Source organism: Nonomuraea sp. NPDC050691 (genome assembly GCF_040654455.1).
In the GTDB taxonomy this organism is placed as follows: Bacteria; Actinomycetota; Actinomycetes; order Streptosporangiales; family Streptosporangiaceae; genus Nonomuraea.
On record NZ_JBFAIA010000150.1, the window covers coordinates 1 to 19,778 of the forward strand.

Genomic DNA, 19,778 nt, shown 5'->3' on the forward strand with positions numbered 1-19,778 from the left:
AGTCCGTCCACCGGCTCGCCCACCGCTCCCAGGTAGGCGGCCGCCATCCGCCACGGCTGGCGGATGGCTGTCACCCCGCCCGGCAGCGGCACCCGCTCCAGGTGACCGGCCCGCTCGTACCCCGCGAGGCTCGCCACCAGCAGTTCGCCGCCCCAGATCGTGCCGTCGGGCCCGTGGCCTGTGCCGTCGAACGCCACCCCGACGACCGGCCCCGGCTCGCCGTTGTCGGCCAGGCACGAGGCGATGTGGGCGTGGTGGTGCTGGACCGCGACGACGTCCACTCCGTCGAGCTCCAGCGCGTACTTCGTCGGCAGGTACTCCGGGTGCGGGTCGTACGCGACGACCTCCGGCTCGACGCCGAGCAGCCGCCGCAGCCGCTCGATCTCGCCGGTGTACGCGCGCAGGGCCAGGTGGCTCTCCAGGTCGCCGAGGTGCTGCGACAGCACCGCGCGGTGGCCCTGGCCGAGGCAGAAGGTGCTCTTCTGCTCGGCGCCGCAGGCCAGCACGGGCCGGCTGAACGGCCACGGCAGCGTGATCGCCTCGGGGGCGTACCCGCGTGACCTGCGCACCTGCACCGGCGCGCCGCGGAAGACGCGCAGCACGGAGTCGTCGGCGGGAGCGTGGATGGGCCGGTCGTGGCACAGGAACGCGTCGGCGACGCCGCCGAGCCGCCGCAGCGCGTCCTCGTCGTCGTGCGCGATCGGCTCGTCGGCCAGGTTCCCGCTGGTCAGCACGTACGGCCGGGCCAGCTCTCGGCAGAGCAGGTGGTGCAGCGGCGTGTACGGCAGCAGCACGCCCAGGTCGGGGCCGTCGGGCGCCACCGAGGGCGCGACCGGCGCGCCGGCCCGCCGGGGCAGCAGCACGATGGGCCGGCCCGGCCCGGTCAGCAGGCCGGCGGCGGCCTCGCCGACCTCGCAGAGCTCCCGCGAGGCGGACAGGTTCGCCGCCATCACGGCGAACGCCTTGTCCGGGCGCCGCTTGCGCGCCCTCAAGGCGGCGACCGCGTCCTCGGACGAGGCGTCGGCCGCCAGGTGGTAGCCGCCGAGCCCCTTGACGGCCACCACGGCGCCGCCCGCGACCAGGGCCGCCGCCTCCGTGAGCGGGTCGCCGGGGAGCGGCGTGCCGTCCGGCGCGCGCAGCGACAGGCGGGGGCCGCAGGCGGGGCAGCACGTGGGCTGGGCGTGGAAACGGCGGTCGGCCGGGTCGTGGTACTCGCGGGCGCAGGCGGCGCACAGGGCGAAGCCCGCCATCGTGGTGACCGCCCGGTCGTACGGCACCGCGGTGATGATCGTGAAGCGGGGCCCGCAGTTGACGCAGTTGACGAACGGGTACCGGAAGCGGCGGTCGGCCGGGTCGAACAGCTCTGCCAGGCAGTCGTCGCAGGTGGCCACGTCCGGCGGGACGAGCGCCCGCCCGGTGCCGCCGGCGACGCTGGGCACGATGCGGAAGCCGCCGTCCCCGGTCGGCGGCACGGCGCTCACGCTGACCCGCTCGACGACGGCCAGCACGGGGGCCCGTTCACGCACCGCCTCCACCAGCGCGGCGACGGCCGCGGGCGGGCCCTCCGCCTCGATGAACACCCCGCCGCCGTCGTTGCCGACCAGCCCCGCCAGCCCGTACCGGGAGGCGAGGGCGTGCACGAACGGCCGGAAGCCGACCCCCTGCACGACGCCCTCGACCCGGATGAGGGAGCGCACCCGCTCGCTCACGCCGGCACCGGCTCCCGCCCGACCAACTCGCGCAGGACGTGGCAGAGGGTCGTCTGCGCCTCCTGGACCCGGTGCACCGACGACGAAGGGATGACGAACAGGTGGTCGGCCAGGCCCTCCTCCGCCATCCGGCCGCCGCCCGCCCCGGCGAGGCCGACCGTGACCATGCCGGCGCGGCGGGCCTGCTCCAGGCCGCGCAGCACGTTGACGGACCCGCCGCTGGTGGACAGGGCCATCGCCACGTCTCCGGGACGGCCGAGCGCGGCGAGCTGCCGGGCGAAGACCACGTCGAAAGCGACGTCGTTGGCCAGCGCGGTCAGCAGCGCGGCGTCACCGGTCAGGCAGATCGCCGGGACGCCCGGGGCCTCCCCGTGCGGCGTGCGGAACACCTGGGCGACGGCCTGGGCGTCGGTGCTGCTGCCGCCGTTGCCGAACGCGAACAGCGTGCCCCCGGCCCGGAAGGCGGCCGCCATGGCCGCGGCGCAGGCGGTCATGTCCGGCACGAGCGCGGCGAGCACGCACAGGCGCAGCTCCAGGCTCTCGGCCGCCTTGTCCTCGGTGGAGCGGACGAGGTCCTTCCCGGCGTCGCCGTCGGGAGCGAGGAACGGGTAGAACGAGCTCACGAGACGTCACCGCCGAGCACCGCTTCACCGCCGAGCACCGCTCCACCGTCGAGCGCCGCTTCGACCGCTTCGCTGTCGGGCGCCGTTCCAGCTGCTTCGCTGTCGAGCACCACGATGGCCTCCTTTGCGTGGACCAGGACGACGTCGCCGGCCCGCGCCTCCACCAGGGCGACGCTGACCTCCTCGACGCCGCCCTCGCCGGTGTCGACGAGGGCGAGCCCGCCGGGGCGCAGCTCGGTGACGCGCACGGGCACGGCCGTGTCGGAGCACGTCACGCACGTGCCACCGGTGTCGCACACGGCCGGGGCCGCCCCCTCCTCGGGCTCGTCGAGGACGACGTGCACCAGCTCCCAGAGCAGGTGGTAGGCCGTCATGTACAGCTCCCGGGCGACGAGCGGATCGTCGCACCACACGGTCAGCACATGATCGGCGACGACCGCGCCGGCCGACCGGCCCGCTCCCTCAGGCAGGGGTCCGGACGGCGCAAGGGCAGTCGGCGGGACCGTCGGCGGGACGCTCGTCAGAGCGGTCGGCGGGGTGGTGGTCAGGGCGGTCGGCGGGGCGGTGGTCAGGGCGACGGTGAGCAGGCCCCGTTCGCGGGCCGCCGCGAGCCCGTCCCGCACGCGGCGGTCGTCCTCGCGGGTCAGCACGCCCAGCGCGATGTCCTCCGACCGGCCGAACGTCCTGACCTGGGCGGCGAACCCGGCCTCGGGCCCGCTCCCCCCGGCGGTGCCGCTGAGCGCCGCCGCGTCCCCGGCCAGCGAGATCGCCGGCAGCGCCCGCTTGCCCACGATCACCGGATGGGTGAACTCCACGGCCACGTGCCCCGCGTCGGCCGCCGCCGCCCCGTCGCCGAGCGTGACGAGCTTCCCCCCGCGGCGGAACCGCGCCGCCATGTCCCGGGCAGCGGCGGCGATCAGCCCGGCGTCACGGGCCAGCGCCCGGCCGGGCGCGATCCGGCGCGCGGCGGCCTGCTCCAGCAGGCGTTCGGCTGTCCCTGGTTCGATGGCCATGCGCGTCCCCCGTGGTGGTGCCTCAGCAGACATGCTCATCGGCGCCGCGACGCGGCCGGGGTGTGCGCGTCCCCGCGTCGCGTCAATGTTGGGACAGGTTTCGGGTTGGGGCAGGGTTCGGCCGCCCGGCGGGTCGCGGCGCCTGCCACGTCCGCCACCCGCGGCCCCGCCGGTCGGCACTGGCGGCGGACGAGGCGCGTGGCGAGCGTGGCCGAAGGCGAGGTAGCGGGGGCGGCCCCGGACAAAGGGGGTAACGAGAGCGGGCCCGGACGACAGGCAAGGGTGCACGGCCGTGCGGCAACCGGTGAGGGTCCGGGGCGGGTGTCAGGGCCTTGTGGCGGTGCGGGTGAGGGTCGGGGGCGTGAACGGTGGTGAGGGCCGGAGGCGGTGGCGGGTGGGGGTGGGGGGCGGTAAGCTTGGTGGAGGCAACCAAGCGCTTGCTGGAGAGAGGGACCGCGATGCCCCGACTGGCCGCCGGCCGTGCGCCCGACGTGTCCCTGAGCGTCGAGGTGGCGGCCCCCGCCGAGGTGGTCTACGAACTGGTCAGCGACGTGCCCCGGCTGCCGTCCTGGGCCGCGGAGTGCGTGTCGTGCCGCTGGATGGGCGGGGCGACCGGCCCGGCACCGGGCGCGAGGTTCCTGGGCGTCAACCGCAACGGGTTCTTCCGCTGGTTCACGGTCAGCGAGGTGCGCGACGCCGTGCCGGGCCGTCTGTTCGCCTGGGAGGTGGTGCCCGGCCTGGCCCGGTGGGAGTACCGCATCACGCCCACCGACGCGGGCTGCACGGTCACCGAGAGCGCCTGGGACGGGCGCGGCTTCGTGATCAGCCACGTCATCGGCCCGGTGCTGACCGGCGTCCACGACCGCAAGGCGGCCAACTCCCGCAACATCGCGCGGACCCTGGAGCGGCTCAAGGCCGCCGCCGAGGCCGCCGCCGTGGAGCGGCGACCCTGAAGCGGCGACTCTCAAGCCGCGCCCCTGAAGCGGCGACCCTGAAGCCGCGCCCCTGAAGCGGCGCCCCAAGCCGGTTCAGGTGGTGCCGAAGGCGCGGCATTCCAGGGATCGGTAGCCGAAGCGGCCCAGGGCCAGCATCGTCCGGTAGAAGGCGTTGGGCGCCAGCGTGCTGTCGCGTTCCGCGCGTGAGGCGTACTTGGCCAGCCACGGCCCCATGAACGTCAGGTCCTTCACCGAGTACCGCTTGCGCGCCTCCAGCTCGAAGCGCTGGTAGTCCTCGACGGAGACGTACCGGGTGACCGCGGGGAAGATGACCTCCTCCTCCTTGCCCAGGTGCCGTTCGAGCAGCTCGCGCAGCTCCTTGACCGTCCCGGCCAGCGGCCGGGCGCCCTTGGCCGGGTCGGCGGCGAAGCGGGCCGCCTCCGCGCCCGCGCGCTCCAGCAGCGCGTCCAGCACCTCGTGGTCGGCGCTGAACTCGTCGAGGTCCATCGTGACGCCGGCCGCCCGGGTCGCGGCGCCCAACAGGGGCCACAGGCCCTCGTCCTCGATGCTGTGGTGCCGGACCGTGGCGAAGATCAGGTGGTCGATGTAGGTGCGGACGGCCGCGGCCCGGCGCACGGGCATGCGGGACGCGTCCGGGGAGTCCAGCGTGGTCACGAGCCGCAGCAGGTCGGCGCGGATGGCGCGGTGCTCGACGTAGCCGACCGTCAGGTCGACCTCGGGGGCGCCCTCGCGCCGTGGGGTCACTGCCGTCATGGCGTTCCTCCGTCAGGCGATTCCGAGCAGGCATCAGGTCCGTACGAGCCCCAGGTCCGTACGAAACGTCAGGCGATTCTGAACGGGCGGCCCTCGAAGTAGTCGGCCAGCCCCTCCAGGCAGGCCGTGCGCGAGGGCGGGTGGAAGGCGAGCGGCCGGCAGGCCGCGAGCAGGTAGGCGATCTCCGGCGACCGGATGAAGGCCATCCCGCCGAGCAGTTCGGCGGCCTGCGCGGCCGCGTCGGTGATCGCGTCCTGTACGGCGAAACGGCTGATGACCGCCTTGGCCAGGGCGTCGTCACCGAAGTCGCGTCCCTCGACGAGCCGGGCGAGCCCCTCGACCAGGCACGTCGCCGTGTCGAGGCGCACGCCGAGCGCCGCCCGGCCGGCCGTCCCTCCGCGGCGCTCCCGGAAGACGCGCTCGGCCAGGGCGGCCGCCGCCCCCAGGTAGACGGCGGAGATCATGCACTGGAACCAGACGAAGGCGATGGCCGTGAGCGCGTCGACGCCGCTGGGGTCGTCGAGGTCGGGGCGGACGACGAAGTCCTCGGCCACCTCGACGTCGGTGAGCCTGACCTCCTCGCTCTCCGCGCCGGCCAGGATCTCGCTCCTCCAGAACGGGTGGACGCTGATGCCGGGCAGGTCGGCGGGCACGACCATCATGCCGAGCGCGGGCCCGTCGTCGCCGCCGGGCAGGGCGACGGTGGCGCTCAGCAGGTCCATGGAACGGGCCAGGCTGCACGGCTTCTTGCTGCCGTTGACCAGGTAGCCGCCGTCGACCGGGACGGCTGCCATGGACGGCGCCACGATGCTCTGCCCGGTGCGCCCCTCGGCGCCGCCCGAGGAGATGAGCAGCCCCTTGGCCGCGATCTCCTGGAGCAGGATCGTCTCCAGGGCCTCGGGGTTGGCGGCCACCACCTCGTACAGCGTGGCCACCGTGAAGTGGTGCATGGCCGTGCCGACGGCCAGCGACGGCGAGCACGAGGCCACTGCCGTGATCGTGCGCATCACCTCGACCGGGGAGGCGCCCACGCCGCCGTGCTCCTCGGGTACGAGCAGGGCGGGACCGCCGTGGGCGCGGAACAGGGCGATGCCCGGGTTGCCGGGCTTCTCCAGGTCGAGCAGGGGCAGCTCGGACAGGGCCGCGCACAGTCCGGGCAGGTGGCGCTCGGCCGTCTCCCTAGCGACCTCCAGGCTTCGCACGGCGCCTCCTCCTCTCCCTGAGGCTCTCCTTCACGCCGTGCGCGATCTGCGCGGCGACGAACGACAGGACCTGGCCCGCGACGAACCGGTAGACGGTCAGCGGCGTGTAGCGGCGGGTGCCGCGGCGCAGCTCGTCGACGATGCGCCGCACCTCGTCCTCCTTGGCGAGGACCCGGGGGAAGAACCTGAGCTGCATCACCAGCAGCCCGCAGTCCCGCATGATCATCGCCGACAGCCCGGCCTCCAGGAGCTGCCCGAGCTGGGAGCGCATGCCGAACGGGAACCAGCGCCGCCGCAGGACGAGGCGGAGCAGGCCGCCCGTCCCGGCGACGCGGTCGAACAGGCGTGAGCGCGCCGCCACCTCGGCCAGGCCTTCCTCGAGGATCCGCTGGCAGCGGGCCCGCTCCTCCTGGACGGCGGGGTCCACCGCCTGTTGCAGGGCGTGGACCGCGATGTGCGCCGACAGGGCGTTGCGGTAGTGGTGACGCAGCCGTTCGACGTGCTCGCCGTCGCGCGCTGTGGCCCGGCGCAGCACCTCGCCGGTGACCAGCGCGGCGCCCATGGGCAGGGTGGTGTCGCTGAGCGGTTTGGCCAGGGTGACGACGTCCGCGTTCGGGATGACGCCCGGGTGCGCGAGGAAGCCGATCCCGGTCCGCCAGCCGCCGGTGAGCACCTCGTCCACCCCGATGAGGTAGCCGTGCTCGTCCTTGAGCCGCGCCACGGCGGCGAGCAGGTCACCGGGGAGCGGCCGGCACATCATGCCCTGGATGACCTCCAGCCAGACCAGGGCAACCTCGCCGCCGCGCACCTCCTCCTCGAACCGGGCGGCGGCCCCGGGGGCGAAGGGGTCGACGTAGACCAGGTCGAAGTAGTACGGGCGGAACGCCTCGCGGTCGGACTCGGTGTGCTGCTGGCCGTACTTGCTGAGGTTCAGTGAGATCAGCGTCTTGCCGGAGAAGTTGCCGGTGAAGGTCACCACGCGCGTGCGGGGCGCGCCCGCCATGAGCCCGAGCGAGACGGCCACGTCGACGGCGGTGGCGCCGCTGACGGCGGGGAAGGCGTGCGGGAAGGACGTGAGCCGCGCGAGGAGCCCTTCGAGGGCGGCGAAGTGGTCGGCGCCGGGCTCGTGCCCGGTCAGCACCCCGTCCACCAGGTCGGGCGGGTTGTGCCCGCGCATGCTGACACCGCCGCCGCCGGCGCAGTCCAGGACGACGGTGCCGTCGCCGAGTGTGAGCCGGGCGCCGTCGGCCTCGACCACTTCGAGGGCGAAGCCGGACATCTCCATGCCCTGGGCGACGACGGGGTTGACGTGGTCGCGGAAGGTGTCGACGCGCTCCCGCATGCTCAGGTCGATCCGGTCGAGGCGCGCGGCGGCGGTCGCGTCCACGTGGCCGTGCCGGCGCAGCGCGTCGAGCACCACCGACAGGCATAGGCCGTTGCCGCCGAAGGTGGAGGTGTGGGCGAGGCTGTCGCGGGCGTTGTTCCACACCTCGTACGTCGGCTCGGACATGAGGAAGCAGCCGAACGGCACCTGCCGCTCGGTGAGGTTCTCGCCGAGGACGTGGACGTCGGCGGGCGGACCGGCGAAGAAGCCGGGCTCCCAGAGGTCCAGCTCGCTGTTGCAGACGATGCGCAGGGTCCCGCGGCGGGCCGCCCGGTCGAGCAGCGCGGCCCGGACCCGCTCCTCCTCCTCGCCGCAGCGGGTGCGCACGAGGATCACGGCCGCCCATTCCCGCCGCTCCAGCAGGGTGAGGGCGGCCGCGGCGTCGGAGACGACGTGGACGCCGGGCACGAGCGCGCGCTCCGGGCCCGTCCCCACCGGGTCGAAGAACGGCGCGTACCGGGGCGTGTCCTCCAGGAAGAGGACGCGTCCCGCGTCGGCGCGGCGGCGGCGGACGGACGCGTGACGGGCCAGCTTGATCGCGCCGGCCAGCGCTTCGAGGGTGGAGTTGGCGAAGAAGGAGTAGAAGCGGCCGGGGCCGGCGAGCCGGTCGAGCAGGTAGGAGAGCTTGGCCTGCTCGGCGTTCATGAACGCGTTGGTGAGGATCATGTTGGGGCGCTTGAGCTGGTTGAAGTCCGCGACGGCCTTCAGCGTCCCCGAGTCGGCCCCGCGGAAGACGGACGGCGCCATGGCTCACCCCATCCGCGGGATGGACTTGTACTCCAGGTAGCCGTCGAGCCCTTCCGGGCCCATCTCGCGTCCCATGCCGCTGGCCTTGAAGCCGCCGAACGGCGCGGTCGGGTCCAGGAGGAAGCCGTTCACCGCGCACACCCCGGTGCGCACCCGCCGCGCGACGGCGAGGCCGCGCTCGGCGTCCCTGGTCCACACCGAGCCGCCGAGGCCGTACTCGCTGTCGTTGGCCAGCCGGACCGCTTCCTCCTCGTCCTCGTACGGGATGACGACGAGGACCGGGCCGAAGATCTCCTCGCGGGCCACGCGCATGGTGTTGTCGCCCAGGAACACGGTGGGCTCGACGTACCAGCCGCGCTCGAACCCCCGGCGCCCGCCGCCGGCGACGAGCTTGGCGCCCTCCTCCTGGCCCAGCCGGATGTAGCCCTCGACCTTGTCGCGCTGCCGCGCGGTGGCCAGGGGGCCGATCTCGGTGGCGGGGTCGAACGGGTCGCCCATCCGCATCGCCCGGCACGCCTCCGACAGGCGGTCGAGCACCTCCTGCACGCGGTCGCGCTGGACCAGCACCCGGGTCTGCGCGATGCAGCCCTGGCCGCTGACGATGAACGAGGTCATCGGCAGCCAGCCGATGTAGGCGTCGAGGTCGGCGTCGTCGAGCAGGATGGCCGCGGACTTGCCGCCGAGTTCCAGGCTGCACCGCCTGACCTGCTCGGCGCAGATGGCGCCGATGCGCCGGCCCGCGGCGGTGGAGCCGGTGAAGGCCACCTTGTCCACGCCCGGGTGCCGGACGAGGTGCTCGCCGGTCTCGCGGCCGGCCGGGACGATGCTGACCACTCCCGGCGGCAGGCCCGCCTCGTCGACCAGCTCGGCCAGGATCTGCGCGTCGAGCGGCGTCTCGGGGGCCGGCTTGACGACGACCGCGCAGCCGGCGAGCAGGGCGGGCGCCATCTTGGTCATGGTGAGGAACTGCGGGGTGTTCCACGGCACGATGGCGGCGACGACGCCGACCGGCTCGCGCCGGACGGTGATGGGCGCGAACACGCCCTGCCGCTCGCTCTCCACGACCAGCGAGTCGCCGAGGCCGGCGTAGAACGACAGCACCATGTGGGCCATAGGGGCCTGGGCGAGCTGGGAGAAGGCGAGCGTGCAGCCCATCTCGGCGGTGATGGTCTCGGCCATCTCGCCCTGCCTGGCCTCGTACGCGGTGGCGAGCCGGCCCAGTGCCTCGGCCCGCTCCGCCGGTGACATCCGCGGCCACGGGCCGGTGTCGAACGCCTCCCTGGCCGCGGCGACGGCGCGGTCCATGTCGGCCGGCGAGCCCTCGGGCACCCTGCCGACGGTCTCCTCGGTGTGGGGGGACACGACCTCGATGACCTCGCTCGTGGCCGGGGCCGTCCAGCCGCCCCCGATGTAGAGCTGGGTGTACTCGTGCACTTCCGCCTCTCCTCACGAAGAGGGGACTCGCGCCCGTCCCCGTCCCGATCTGACCAAACGCTTGCTTGAAATATAGCTACCAGGCGACAATACATCCATCTTGAAACAGGTTCTACCAGGAAAAGCCAGAATCCCGTCCGGGGAGGAACAGCCCATGCGCGCCGCATTAGTTCACGAGCCCGGTGCCGCCCTCGAACTGCGCGACGACGTCACCGTCGCCGGGCCCGACCCGGGCGAGGTCAGGGTCCGCGTCCGGGCCACCGGCGTCTGCCACTCCGACGTGTCGGCGCTCAAGGGCGTCCTGCCCGCCTCCCTGCCCGCGGTGCTCGGCCACGAGGCGGCGGGCGAGGTCGTGGAAGCCGGCTCCCAGGTGACCGGGCTCGCGCCGGGCGACCACGTGATCCTTTCGTTCATCCCGCCCTGCGGCTCCTGCGCCGACTGCCTGGGCGGCCAGCCGTACCTCTGCATCACGTACGTCCTCGAGGGCTTCACCAAGCCGCGCTTCCGCCTCGGCGACGGCACCCCGTGCTTCGGCTTCGGCGGCCTGGGCGCCTGGGCCGAGGAGCTCGTCGTCCCCGCCCAGGCCGCGATCAAGATCGACCCGGACGTGCCGTTCGAGCTGGCCGCGCTGCTGAGCTGCGCGGTCGCGACCGGCGTGGGCGCGGTCATCAACACGGCCCGGGTCGAGGAGGGCGCCTCCGTCGTGGTCATCGGCGCGGGCGGCATCGGGCTGTCGGTCATCCAGGGGGCGCGGCTGGCCGGCGCGGCGACCATCCTGGCCGTGGACCCGATCGAGGCCAAGCACGAGGCCGCCCGGCGCTTCGGCGCCACCCACGCGACCACGCCGGAGCAGATGGAGGCGGTCAAGGGCCTGCTCACCGGCGGGCGCGGCTTCGACCACGCCTTCGAGGCCGTCGGCCGGTCGAGCACCGTCAAGGCCGCCTGGCAGGCCGCCAGGCGCGGCGGCGACGTGGTGGTCGTGGGCGCGGGCGCCGTGGACGACCAGGTCGAGATCGACGCCTTCTCCCTGCTGTTCGACGGCAAGAACATCCTGAGCTCCATCTACGGCTGCTCCGACCTGCGCCGCGACGCCAGGCGGTTCGTCGACCTGTGGCGGGCCGGCCGGCTGGACCTGGAGAGCCTCATCACCCGCCGCATCGGCTTCGAGGACCTGGCGGACGCCGTCCTGGCCCTGGACAAGGGCGGAGACGTGATCCGCCAGGTGGTGCTCTTCGACTGACCCCGCTCCCCCGGCGGGGGTTCGCGCCCCCGCCGAAGCGGCTACCTGAGCTCGTAGATCTCGTAGTCCAGGCTCGTGAAGTCGGCCGACAGGCCGCCCTTGCCGACCGCCTGGACGCCCGCCAGCCACTGGTAGCGCTCGTCGCCGGTCTCGAACAGCGGCGCGATGTAGGCCACGGCGGCGGCCAGGTCGCCGCTGGTGTCGAAGCGGCCGGTGTAGCGGATGAGCACGTGGGCGCCGTCATCGGTCTGGACGGTGAGCCGGACGTCGGGCGTGCCGATGGCCCCCGACGGGCCGGCGGTGAACCAGTCGGCGGCGGCGCGGCCGGCGAGCTTGGCCGAGAAGCGCTCGCCGGTGAAGGTCGCGTCCTCGATCTCGGCGACCACGCGCTGCCCGGTCGGCGTCGGGCCGAGGTCGATGGGCGTGCTCATGCGGAGCTGGGCGGTGCACAGCGGGATCAGCTCTATCGCCATGGTGCGGGGTCCTTTCAGGGAATCAGAAGGTGACGGGCAGGGCGCGCGGCCCGTGCATGAGCCCGCCGTCGGTCCAGCGGATCTCCTCGGGGGCCGCGGCCAGACGCAGGGCCGGATGGCGGCGGGCGAGCGTGCCGACGGCCACCTCCAGCTCCATGCGGGCCAGGTTGGCGCCCATGCAGTAGTGCGGGCCGTGGCCGAAGGCGAGGTGCGGGTTGTCGGCGCGGGTCACGTCGAAGACGTCCGGCCGGTCGAACAGGCCAGGGTCGCGGTTCGCCGAGGCGAGCACGGGGATGACCACCTCCCCCGGGCCCACCGGCCCCGCGGGCAGCGCCACCGCCTGCCTGGCCAGGCGGAGCAGCGCGGCGTCGGCGGGCACGTCGAAGCGCAGGATCTCCTCGACGGCCCCCGCCACGGACGCCTCGCCCCGGCACAGCATGAGGTACTGCTCCGGGTGGCGCAGCAGCGTGAACATCCCGCGCGCGATCATCGTCCGGGTCGTCTCGTGACCGGCCAGGATGAGCGTCACCACCATGTGGACCAGCTCGTCCTCGGTGAACGTGGCGCCCTGGTCGGTGGCCTCGATCATCGCGTCGAGCAGGCCGCCGCCGGGCGTGGCCCGCCGCTCTGCCACCAGGGCGGCGGCGTAGTCCAGGAACCGGCCGAACTGCTCGACCCGCTCGTCCTCCGCCAGCTCGGAGGTGGACAGGAACGCGTCCGACCAGGCCCGGAAGCGGTCCCGGTCGGCCGCGGGCACACCGAGCAGCTCGCAGATGACCAGCGTGGGCAGCGGCAGCGCGTACGCCTCCACCAGGTCCACGGGCGGCGCGCCGAACCCGTCCGCCAGCTCCTCGGCGATCTCCTCCACCCGGGGCCGCCAGGAGGCGACCCGGCGCGGGGTGAAGGCGCTCGACGCGATCCGCCGCAGCCTGCTGTGCTCCGGCGGGTCCATGTTGGAGATCGAGAACGGGTCGTCGTCCACGCTCAGCCCCGGCGCGAAGCGCGGAGCGCCGGGGAAGGTGAGGTCGCGGGTGAAGCGCGGGTCGCCCAAGGCCTCCCTGACGTCGGCATGGCGCAGCGCGAGGCGGGCCGGGGTCCCGCTCGGCATCACGACCGGCGCGAGCGGGCAGGTCTCGCGCAGCCGGCCGTACTCGGGGGGCGGCTGGAAGTACGCGCCGGGCGCGAACGGGAACGGCGCCGCGCCGCCCGTCGCGTCCCGCGACCCGTTCGCCGGTTCCGCCGCGTGCGGGCGCGCGGAGGCGTCAGACACCGCAGGCCGCGTCCGTGTAGAACTGGCGGGCCCAGTGGCGCGTCTTCGCGATGTCGCCCTCCTTGTCGCACAGGTGGGCGGGCCGCGCGTCGCCCGCGAACGCCGTGCGGCTCGGCAGGGGGCGGAACACCTTGTTCTCCCAGATCGGGATGTCCTCCTCGATGGAGCGCCAGGTGTGCTGGGCCGTCATCTGGTGGATCAGCTCGGTCAGGTCGTCGTCGTCCAGCCGCCGGGTGCGCTGGTACATCACGAAGTCGATGTGCTCCTCGTCGACGGGCGTGAAGCACGAGTGGATCTGCCGGTCGATGACCAGGCCGTTGTAGTCGAGCTTGCTGTCGATCTGGCTGAAGCCGAGCCCGGCGTGCAGGTACGCGTTGCGCGACCACGCCTGCTGCTCCGGCAGGCCGTCGCCGGCGTCGTAGGTGCCGGTGAACTGGCCGCGGAAGTACACGCCGTCCGGCTCGGCGTCGTAGGAGAGGATCTCCGTGGCGGCGTGCAGGGTCTGCTGGTGGGCGGCGTCGGCGGCGTTGTCGAAGATCTCCTGCAGGTGGGTGCGGATCTTCCAGATCTTCGTGATGTGGCCGGTCCAGTGCTCGGTGGAGTCGTACTCGGGGATCTCCGGGACCGTCCACTCGGGATCCCTGCCGAGCTCGTCGTAGTAGACGGCGACGACGCCGTTGATCTCGCAGGCCGGGTAGGTCCGCAGCCGCGCCTGCTGCGGGATCCGGTCGGTGTACGGGATGCCGACGCACCGCCCGGTGCCGTCGTAGCGCCAGGAGTGGAACGGGCACACGAGCGCGCCCTCCTCGATGCGTCCGCCCACCGCCAGGTTGGCGCCCAGGTGGGGGCAGTGGGCGTCGGCCACGACGGGCGCGCCCCGCTCGTCGCGGAAGACGACGAGGTCCCGGCCGAAGTAGTGGACGCCCTTGACGGCGCCGGGCACGACGTCGGCGGAATCGGCGACGCGGTACCAGCTCGTCGGATACGGCTGCATGGGATAACGCGGAACCGACATCGGTCCTCCGAAGGCTGTGAATTCAGCGGACACCTGTCTCGCGCCTTCGACAGGCCGTTCAGAAAGAACGGATTGTTTCCGATAGTAGACGCCGTAAATGGCGTTAGCTAGAACGAGTTCTATGATGTTGCCGCGGCTTGCGCGGTCTCCTTCGCCCAGCGGTAGTCGGCCTTCCCCGCGGGTGAACGGGTCATCCGGGGGACGAACGCGTACGTCCTCGGCACCTTGTAGCCGGACAGGCTGCGGCGGCAGTGGGCGTCCAGTTGCGCGGCCGTGGGCCGGGTCCCCTCGCGCGGCTCGACGACCGCGGCGACGCGGCTGCCGAAGCGCTCGTCCGGGATACCGGTGACCACCGCGTCGAAGACGTCCGGGTGGCCCTTCAGCACGGCCTCGACCTCCTCGGCGTACACCTTCTCGCCGCCGGTGTTGATGCACTGCGAGCCGCGTCCCAGGACGGCGATGGTGCCGTCCTTCTCCACGGTGGCCATGTCGCCGGTGAGCAGCCACCGCACCCCTTCGGCGTCGGTGACGAAGGTGCGCCCGGTCTTGCCGGGGTCCTTCCAGTAGCCGAGCGCGATCGGGCCGCTCCTGGCGACCTGCCCGATCACGCCGGATCCGGGCTCGACCGGCCGCAGCCGCTCGTCGAGGACGGTGAGCCCGGGGTCGTTGGCCCGGTAGCGCAGGCCCTCCCCCGCCTCGCCGCCACTCACGCCGGAGGCGGTGTAGCCGGACTCGGTGGAGCCGAAGTTGTCGAGAATCCCTACGTTCGGCAGCAGCTCCGCCAGCCGGTCGCGCACCGGGCCGGACAGCAGCGCGCTGGTCGAGCTGATCACCAGCAGGGACGACACGTCGTGGGCGCCGGAAGCCAGTTCCTCGGCCAACGGGCGGGCCATCGCGTCGCCGGTGATGTTGATGGTGTTCACCCGGTGGCGCGCGATGGTCCGCAGCACGTCCGCGGCGTCGAACCTGCGGACGTAGCAGATCGTCGCGCCGAGCCACCAGCCGATGAACGTGGCGACCTGCGCCGCGCCGTGGATCAGCGGCGCGACCGGCATCATCACCAGGGGGCCGCCGCTCTTCGCCGTCTCGACGAGCTCCTCCGGGGTCGCGGGGAAGGGCGTGTAGTTGTGCCAGAACGCCCTGAGCAGATCCTCGACCCGCCACATCACTCCCTTGGGGAAACCGGTGGTGCCGCCGGTGTAGATGATGAACAGGTCGCCGCCCGAGCGCGGGCCGGGGACGCGCGCCCCCGCCCGTCCCGAGCCCGCGCGCCCTGACTCCGCCCCTCCAGGGTCCGCCCGCCCTGAGCCCGCCCGTCCGGCCACGGCACGCTCGTACCTGACCGCTCCGGGCACCGCCCCGCTCTCGACGCCCACCTCGATGAGCCGCCCCCCGGCGAGCCTCTCGCCGGTGGGCCGCCCCTCGCCCGCGTCGCCGCCGGCCGGACCGTGGGGCGGCGAGAACCGGGCGACGGCCGGGGCCACGCGATCCGCCAGCTCGCCGTCGTAGAGGAGGGCCTTGAGCTCCGCGTCGGTGTAGAGGTAGACCAGTTCGTCCTCGACGTAGCGGTAGTTCACGTTGACCGGCACGGCGCGGATCTTGAGCGCGGCGAGGACGGCCGCGATGTGCTCCACGCAGTTGAACATCTGCAGCCCCACGTGGTCACCCGGCCCGAGCCCGGCGTCGAGCAGGGCGTGGGCGAGCGCGTCGGCCTCGGCGTCGAGCTGCGCGAAGGTGAGCTCGCGGGTACGGCCGAAGGCGTCGGGGCTGACGAGGGCCCGGCGGTCGCCCATGCCGTCGGCCAGGGCCTCGAACAGGTCGGCGTGGTTGAACTCCATCAGAGCACTCCCCTGTCCGGTGATCCCATCGCGGGGAACGGCGCCGCCGTGGACGACGGCACCGCCGCGCAGCCGCAGACTAACCCTCACCCGCCTGCCTAGCAAGCGCTTGATTGGAGTGGTTCCCGGCACCGTCCGCGGGCCGGTGGTCGCGCATGAGGGCGGCGGCGACGGCCGTGGCGGCCAGCAGCCCGGCGCCCAGCAGGAAGGCCCATCGGGCGGCGGGCACGTGCCCGGCGCCCGCGTACGTGCCCGCCGTCCCGGCACCGGCGGCCAGGGCGCGCAGGTAGGCGCCGCCGAGGACGGCCGTGCCGAGTGTCGCCCCGGCCTGCTGAACGGCGTTGAGCAGCCCGGCGGCCGACCCCGTCTCGTGGGGCCGGACCCGGGACAGGGCGGCGGTGAAGAACGGGGTGGTGAACAGGCCGTTGCCGGCGCCCGCGACGGCCAGCCCCGCCGCCACCAACCAGAGCGTCCCGGCGGTCGCGGCGGGCTGGTAGGCGGTGACGATGATCGCCAGGCCGGCGAGCATGACGGCCAGCCCGGCGAACATCACCCGCCGCCCGTACCGGGGCACCAGGCGGGCGCCGGCCACCCATGAGGCGACTCCCATGGCCGCCGACCAGGGCAGCAGGGCGAGCCCGGCGGTCAGGACGTCCCGCCCGAGGCCGAGCTGGACCTCCAGGACGACCACGAGCGACAGCCCGTTCATCGCCGCGAAGAACAGGGCCGAGGTGGCCAGCGCGGCCGGGAAGCCGCGGTCGCGGAACAGGCTCGCCTCCACCAGCCCGGCACGCCCGGCCCGCGCCCGGTGGCGCTGCTGGAAGCCGAAGCCCGCGAGGAGCGCGACGCCCGCGAGCGCCATGATCCAGCCCCGCGCCGGCCCGCCGGCGGCGTCCTCCTGGATGAGGGGGAAGACGACCAGGCCGGTCCCCAGCCCCGCGATCACGGTGCCGGTCCCGTCGAGCCGGGGCCGCCCCGCCCCACGTCCCGCTCTTTCGGACGCCACCCGCCCCGCGGACGCCCCCCGCCCCGGCAGCAGCGGGACGGCGGCGAGCACGGCGGCGGCCAGCGGCACGTTGACCAGGAAGGCCGCCCGCCACGACGAGCCGAACAGGTCGGCGTGCGTGAGCACGGCGCCGAGGACGGGCCCGGCGACGGCGGCCAGCCCCATCACCGGCCCGATGCTCCCCATGGCCTTGGCCAGCTCCGCGCCGTCGAACATCGCGCGGATCAGGCCGATGGTCTGCGGGATGACCAGCGCCGCGGCGGCGCCCTGGACCGCGCGGAGACCGATGAGCGTCCCCATGTCGGGCGCGAGGGCGCAGGCCACCGAGGCGAGCGCGAACCCGGCCACGCCCAGGGCGAACACCCGCCGCCGCCCGGCCAGGTCGCCCAACCGCCCGCCGGTGATCAGCAGCACGGCGAACGGCAGCGTGTAGGCGGCGTTGAACCACGGGATGGCGGAGGCGTCCCCGCCCAGGTCGGCGTGGACGACCGGCGCGGCGACCGTCACGATCGTCGCGTCCAGGAGGTTCATGGCCTCGGCGACCAGCAGCGCGGCCAGCCCGGCCCAGCGCCGCCGGCCGGCCGGGCCGTCATGATGGAGGCCGTCATGATGGAGGCCGTCGTCGTGGAGGAGCATCCCTCTCCCTCTTCCTCGGTGTTCGTTCCTGCGGGAACAGGGTCGATCGGCGGGCGAGGACCTTCCAGCCGGACGGTGCGAACTGAGGATTTCCGCCATCAAAGCCGCCGGACATGAGGAATCCTGGTCACATGGATGATGTGGATCGCGCCCTGGTCCATGCCCTGCACATCGACGGCCGGGCCCCGTTCAGCCGGATCGCCGAGGTCCTGGACGTGTCCCCGCAGACGGTGACGCGGCGCTACCAGCGGCTGCGCCGTGAGGCGGGGCTGCGCGTGGTGGGCCTGGCCGACCACGGCCGCTCCGGCCACACGCAGTGGGTGGTGCGCCTCAGCACCACGCCGGCCGCCTCCCGGGCCCTGGCCCACTCGCTGGCGCGCCGCGCCGACACCTCCTGGGTCAAGCTGACCTCCGGGGGCACGGAGATCTTCGCGATCGTCCACGCGCCGGACGCGACCAGCCCGCCCCTGCTCCACGACATCCCCCGCCGCGCCGGCATCACCGCGGTCTCGGCCCACTGCGCGCTCCACACGTACCTGGGCGGGCCGGCCGCCTGGCACGGACGCCTCCAGACCCTCGACGAAGAGCAGTCGAAGCGTCTGCGCCCGGCACTTCCCGCCGTCTCCACCCCCGCCCGGCCGGCGGACGCCGACGGGCTCAAGGTGGCGGACCGGCTCGCGAGCCCGGACCGGCTGAGCGGCGCGGACCACGCGCTGATCGACGCGTTGCGTCACGACGGCCGGGCGACCCACGCCGACCTGGCCGCCGTCACCGGCTGGTCGCAGGCCACGGCGGCGCGCCGCCTGGCCGACCTGCGCGCCCGCGGCGTCCTGTTCTTCGACGTGGAGATCGACGCCTCCGCGTACGGCGTCACGACCCAGGCCCTGCTGTGGATGGCGGTCGCGCCCGGCGACCTGGACCGGGTGGCCACCGCCCTGGCCGGCCACCACGAGCTGGCCGTGGTCATCGCCACGACGGGGAGCACCAACCTGCTCGCCCACGCCCTGTGCTCCGGCCCCGCCGACCTGCACCGGTACCTCGTCCACCGGCTCGGCGCCCTCGGCGGCGTGCGGACGCTGGAGACCGCCCCCGTCCACGCCACCCTCAAGGCGGCCGGCCACCTCCCCGCCACCTGGACGCGGCCCCGCCGGGCCGGGGCGTGAGTCAGGCCGGGGTGGGCAGGGGCGGGAGTGAGGCCCGGGTGGGCAGGGGCGGGAAACGAGGAGGTGCGACATGGCTGAGCAGCAGGACGTGATCAGCGTGCTGGTGACCGACCACCGCGAGGTCGAGCAGATGTTCGCGGAGCTGGACACGATGATCGGCGCCATCGACGAGCGGCCGAAGACGCTGGCCGAGCAGGTGGTCATCGAGCTCGTACGCCACGCGGTGGCCGAGGAGGCGTACCTGTATCCGGCGGTGCGCGAGCACGTCGAGGGCGGCGACGAGCTGGCCGACCGCGAGACCGCCGAGCACGCCGAGGCCGAGGAGACCATGAAGCGGCTGGAGAAGCTGGAGCCCGGGGACGAGGACTTCTGGCCGGTCATGGAGAAGCTGATGCGGGAGATCCGTCACCACGTCCAGGAGGAGGAAGGGGAGCTGTTCCCGAAGCTGCGGGCGTCCTGCTCGGCCGAGGAGCTCACCGAGCTGGGGGCCAAGGTCGAGCGGGCGAAGAAGGTGGCGCCCACCCGGCCGCATCCGTCCGCGCCGGACAAGCCGCCCTTCAACAAGTTGCTGGCGCCCGGAGCGGGCCTCGTCGACCGCCTGAGGGACGCCCTCACCGGCCGCGGCAAGTCCTGACCTGACCAGCCCGGGGGGATCCCGGGCTGGCCCATACTGAACCGGGACATCTATAGTCCCGGTATGCACATGGGTGAAGGAGTCGAGTGGGGCCTGCACTGCTGCGTGACCCTGGCCTGGCTGCGTGACGAGGGGCCCGTGTCCATTCGCAGGCTGGCCGCCTGGTTCGACCTGCCGCAGGAGTACCTGAAGAAGCGCCTGCAGGCCCTCGCCCGGGCCGGCATCCTGGCCTCCGCACCGGGGGCCAGGGGCGGCTTCTCCCTGGCCCGGCCGCCGGAGCGGATCACCCTCATGGACGTCGTCACCGCCATGCAGGGCCCTCTGGAGCCGTTCCGCTGCGACGAGATCCGGCAGCGCGGCGTGGGCGGCGAGGGCGCCGGGAAGGAGTTCGCCCGCCCGTGCGGGATCGCGACCGCGATGCGCCGCGCCGAGCTGGCCTGGCGGCGCGAGCTGGCCGCCCAGACGATCGCCGACCTGATGGCGCACGCCCCGGCGGGCGCCGAACGCACCCGCCGCAACTACAGCCGCCTGAAGGGCTGACCCGGCGGACCACCCCACCACCGTCCGCACAACCCGCTGACCCGGCGTGTTCGAGGTGGCACCCACCGACCAGGGGTACTTCACGGTCAAGGCGAAGAAGGAGACCGGCTCCGGCCTCATCACCGCCAAGGTCGGCTCGATC

General features: G+C 73.8%; 17 protein-coding genes. 5 read left to right on the top strand and 12 right to left on the bottom strand.

Annotation, left to right across the window (positions count from 1 at the left end):
* The 3 genes from hypF to AB0H81_RS34585 all read right to left on the bottom strand — a co-directional run.
* Nucleotides 1–1,709: carbamoyltransferase HypF (hypF, locus tag AB0H81_RS34575; protein WP_358383281.1), on the bottom strand; the 1,709-nt coding region annotated here is incomplete at its 3' end.
* On the bottom strand, nt 1,706–2,332 hold the full coding sequence (locus tag AB0H81_RS34580; protein WP_358383284.1) for an SIS domain-containing protein: 627 nt from the start codon (nt 2,330–2,332) through the stop codon (nt 1,706–1,708). The genes hypF and AB0H81_RS34580, both read right to left, overlap by 4 nt.
* Nucleotides 2,329–3,345, bottom strand: coding sequence for a HypC/HybG/HupF family hydrogenase formation chaperone (locus AB0H81_RS34585; RefSeq protein ID WP_358383287.1), 1,017 nt, complete (start codon nt 3,343–3,345; stop codon nt 2,329–2,331). Before AB0H81_RS34585 ends, AB0H81_RS34580 begins: the two co-directional genes overlap by 4 nt.
* 458 nt (nt 3,346–3,803) lie before the next feature.
* On the opposite strand from AB0H81_RS34585, the gene AB0H81_RS34590 reads away from it, so the two are divergent.
* On the top strand, nt 3,804–4,298 hold the full coding sequence (locus tag AB0H81_RS34590) for an SRPBCC family protein (RefSeq protein WP_358383290.1): 495 nt from the start codon (nt 3,804–3,806) through the stop codon (nt 4,296–4,298).
* A gap of 75 nt (nt 4,299–4,373) precedes the next feature.
* Here AB0H81_RS34590 and AB0H81_RS34595 read toward each other — a convergent pair whose 3' ends face one another.
* The 4 genes from AB0H81_RS34595 to AB0H81_RS34610 form a co-directional block, all read right to left on the bottom strand.
* A complete protein-coding gene (locus AB0H81_RS34595; RefSeq protein WP_358383293.1) occupies nt 4,374–5,054 on the bottom strand; it encodes a hemerythrin domain-containing protein in 681 nt (226 codons plus the stop codon).
* 68 nt (nt 5,055–5,122) lie between these two features.
* Entirely contained in the window at nt 5,123–6,256 is a 1,134-nt protein-coding gene (locus AB0H81_RS34600) for an acyl-CoA dehydrogenase family protein (RefSeq protein ID WP_358383296.1), read from the bottom strand.
* Nucleotides 6,234–8,387 carry an aminotransferase class III-fold pyridoxal phosphate-dependent enzyme gene (locus AB0H81_RS34605; RefSeq protein ID WP_358383298.1) on the bottom strand — a complete coding sequence of 718 codons (2,154 nt, stop codon included), beginning with the start codon at nt 8,385–8,387 and terminating at the stop codon, nt 6,234–6,236. The genes AB0H81_RS34600 and AB0H81_RS34605 overlap by 23 nt, the downstream gene beginning before the upstream one ends.
* 3 nt (nt 8,388–8,390) lie before the next feature.
* Nucleotides 8,391–9,821 (bottom strand): aldehyde dehydrogenase, encoded by a 1,431-nt coding sequence (locus AB0H81_RS34610; RefSeq protein WP_358383301.1) that lies wholly within the window; start codon nt 9,819–9,821, stop codon nt 8,391–8,393.
* Nucleotides 9,822–9,975: 154 nt separating this feature from the next.
* On the opposite strand from AB0H81_RS34610, the gene AB0H81_RS34615 reads away from it, so the two are divergent.
* The gene (locus tag AB0H81_RS34615) at nt 9,976–11,061 is read left to right on the top strand and encodes a Zn-dependent alcohol dehydrogenase (RefSeq protein WP_358383303.1); all 1,086 of its coding nucleotides are present in this window, start codon (nt 9,976–9,978) and stop codon (nt 11,059–11,061) included.
* 41 nt (nt 11,062–11,102) lie between these two features.
* Here AB0H81_RS34615 and AB0H81_RS34620 read toward each other — a convergent pair whose 3' ends face one another.
* From AB0H81_RS34620 to AB0H81_RS34640, 5 genes are all read right to left on the bottom strand, one after another.
* On the bottom strand, nt 11,103–11,534 hold the full coding sequence (locus AB0H81_RS34620) for a DUF3237 domain-containing protein (RefSeq protein WP_358383306.1): 432 nt from the start codon (nt 11,532–11,534) through the stop codon (nt 11,103–11,105).
* Between the two features lie 22 nt (nt 11,535–11,556).
* Complete coding sequence (locus AB0H81_RS34625) at nt 11,557–12,804, bottom strand: cytochrome P450 (RefSeq protein WP_358383308.1); 1,248 nt, start codon at nt 12,802–12,804, stop codon at nt 11,557–11,559.
* A complete protein-coding gene (locus AB0H81_RS34630) occupies nt 12,797–13,819 on the bottom strand; it encodes a Rieske 2Fe-2S domain-containing protein (RefSeq protein ID WP_358383311.1) in 1,023 nt (340 codons plus the stop codon). The genes AB0H81_RS34625 and AB0H81_RS34630 overlap by 8 nt, the downstream gene beginning before the upstream one ends.
* Nucleotides 13,820–13,938: 119 nt before the next feature.
* Nucleotides 13,939–15,657, bottom strand: a complete 1,719-nt coding sequence (locus tag AB0H81_RS34635) for an AMP-binding protein (RefSeq protein WP_358383314.1) — start codon at nt 15,655–15,657, stop codon at nt 13,939–13,941.
* Nucleotides 15,658–15,736: 79 nt separating this feature from the next.
* Nucleotides 15,737–17,299, bottom strand: a complete 1,563-nt coding sequence (locus AB0H81_RS34640) for an MFS transporter (protein ID WP_358383317.1) — start codon at nt 17,297–17,299, stop codon at nt 15,737–15,739.
* 131 nt (nt 17,300–17,430) lie between these two features.
* On the opposite strand from AB0H81_RS34640, the gene AB0H81_RS34645 reads away from it, so the two are divergent.
* The 3 genes from AB0H81_RS34645 to AB0H81_RS34655 all read left to right on the top strand — a co-directional run bounded on the left by AB0H81_RS34645 (nt 17,431) and on the right by AB0H81_RS34655 (nt 19,636).
* Nucleotides 17,431–18,462, top strand: coding sequence for an Lrp/AsnC family transcriptional regulator (locus tag AB0H81_RS34645; RefSeq protein ID WP_358383320.1), 1,032 nt, complete (start codon nt 17,431–17,433; stop codon nt 18,460–18,462).
* Between the two features lie 70 nt (nt 18,463–18,532).
* The gene (locus AB0H81_RS34650) at nt 18,533–19,096 is read left to right on the top strand and encodes a hemerythrin domain-containing protein (protein WP_358383322.1); all 564 of its coding nucleotides are present in this window, start codon (nt 18,533–18,535) and stop codon (nt 19,094–19,096) included.
* A 63-nt stretch (nt 19,097–19,159) separates the two neighbouring features.
* Nucleotides 19,160–19,636: an Rrf2 family transcriptional regulator gene (locus AB0H81_RS34655; RefSeq protein ID WP_358383324.1), complete on the top strand. Its 477-nt coding sequence runs from the start codon at nt 19,160–19,162 to the stop codon at nt 19,634–19,636.
* Nucleotides 19,637–19,778 lie beyond the last annotated feature (142 nt).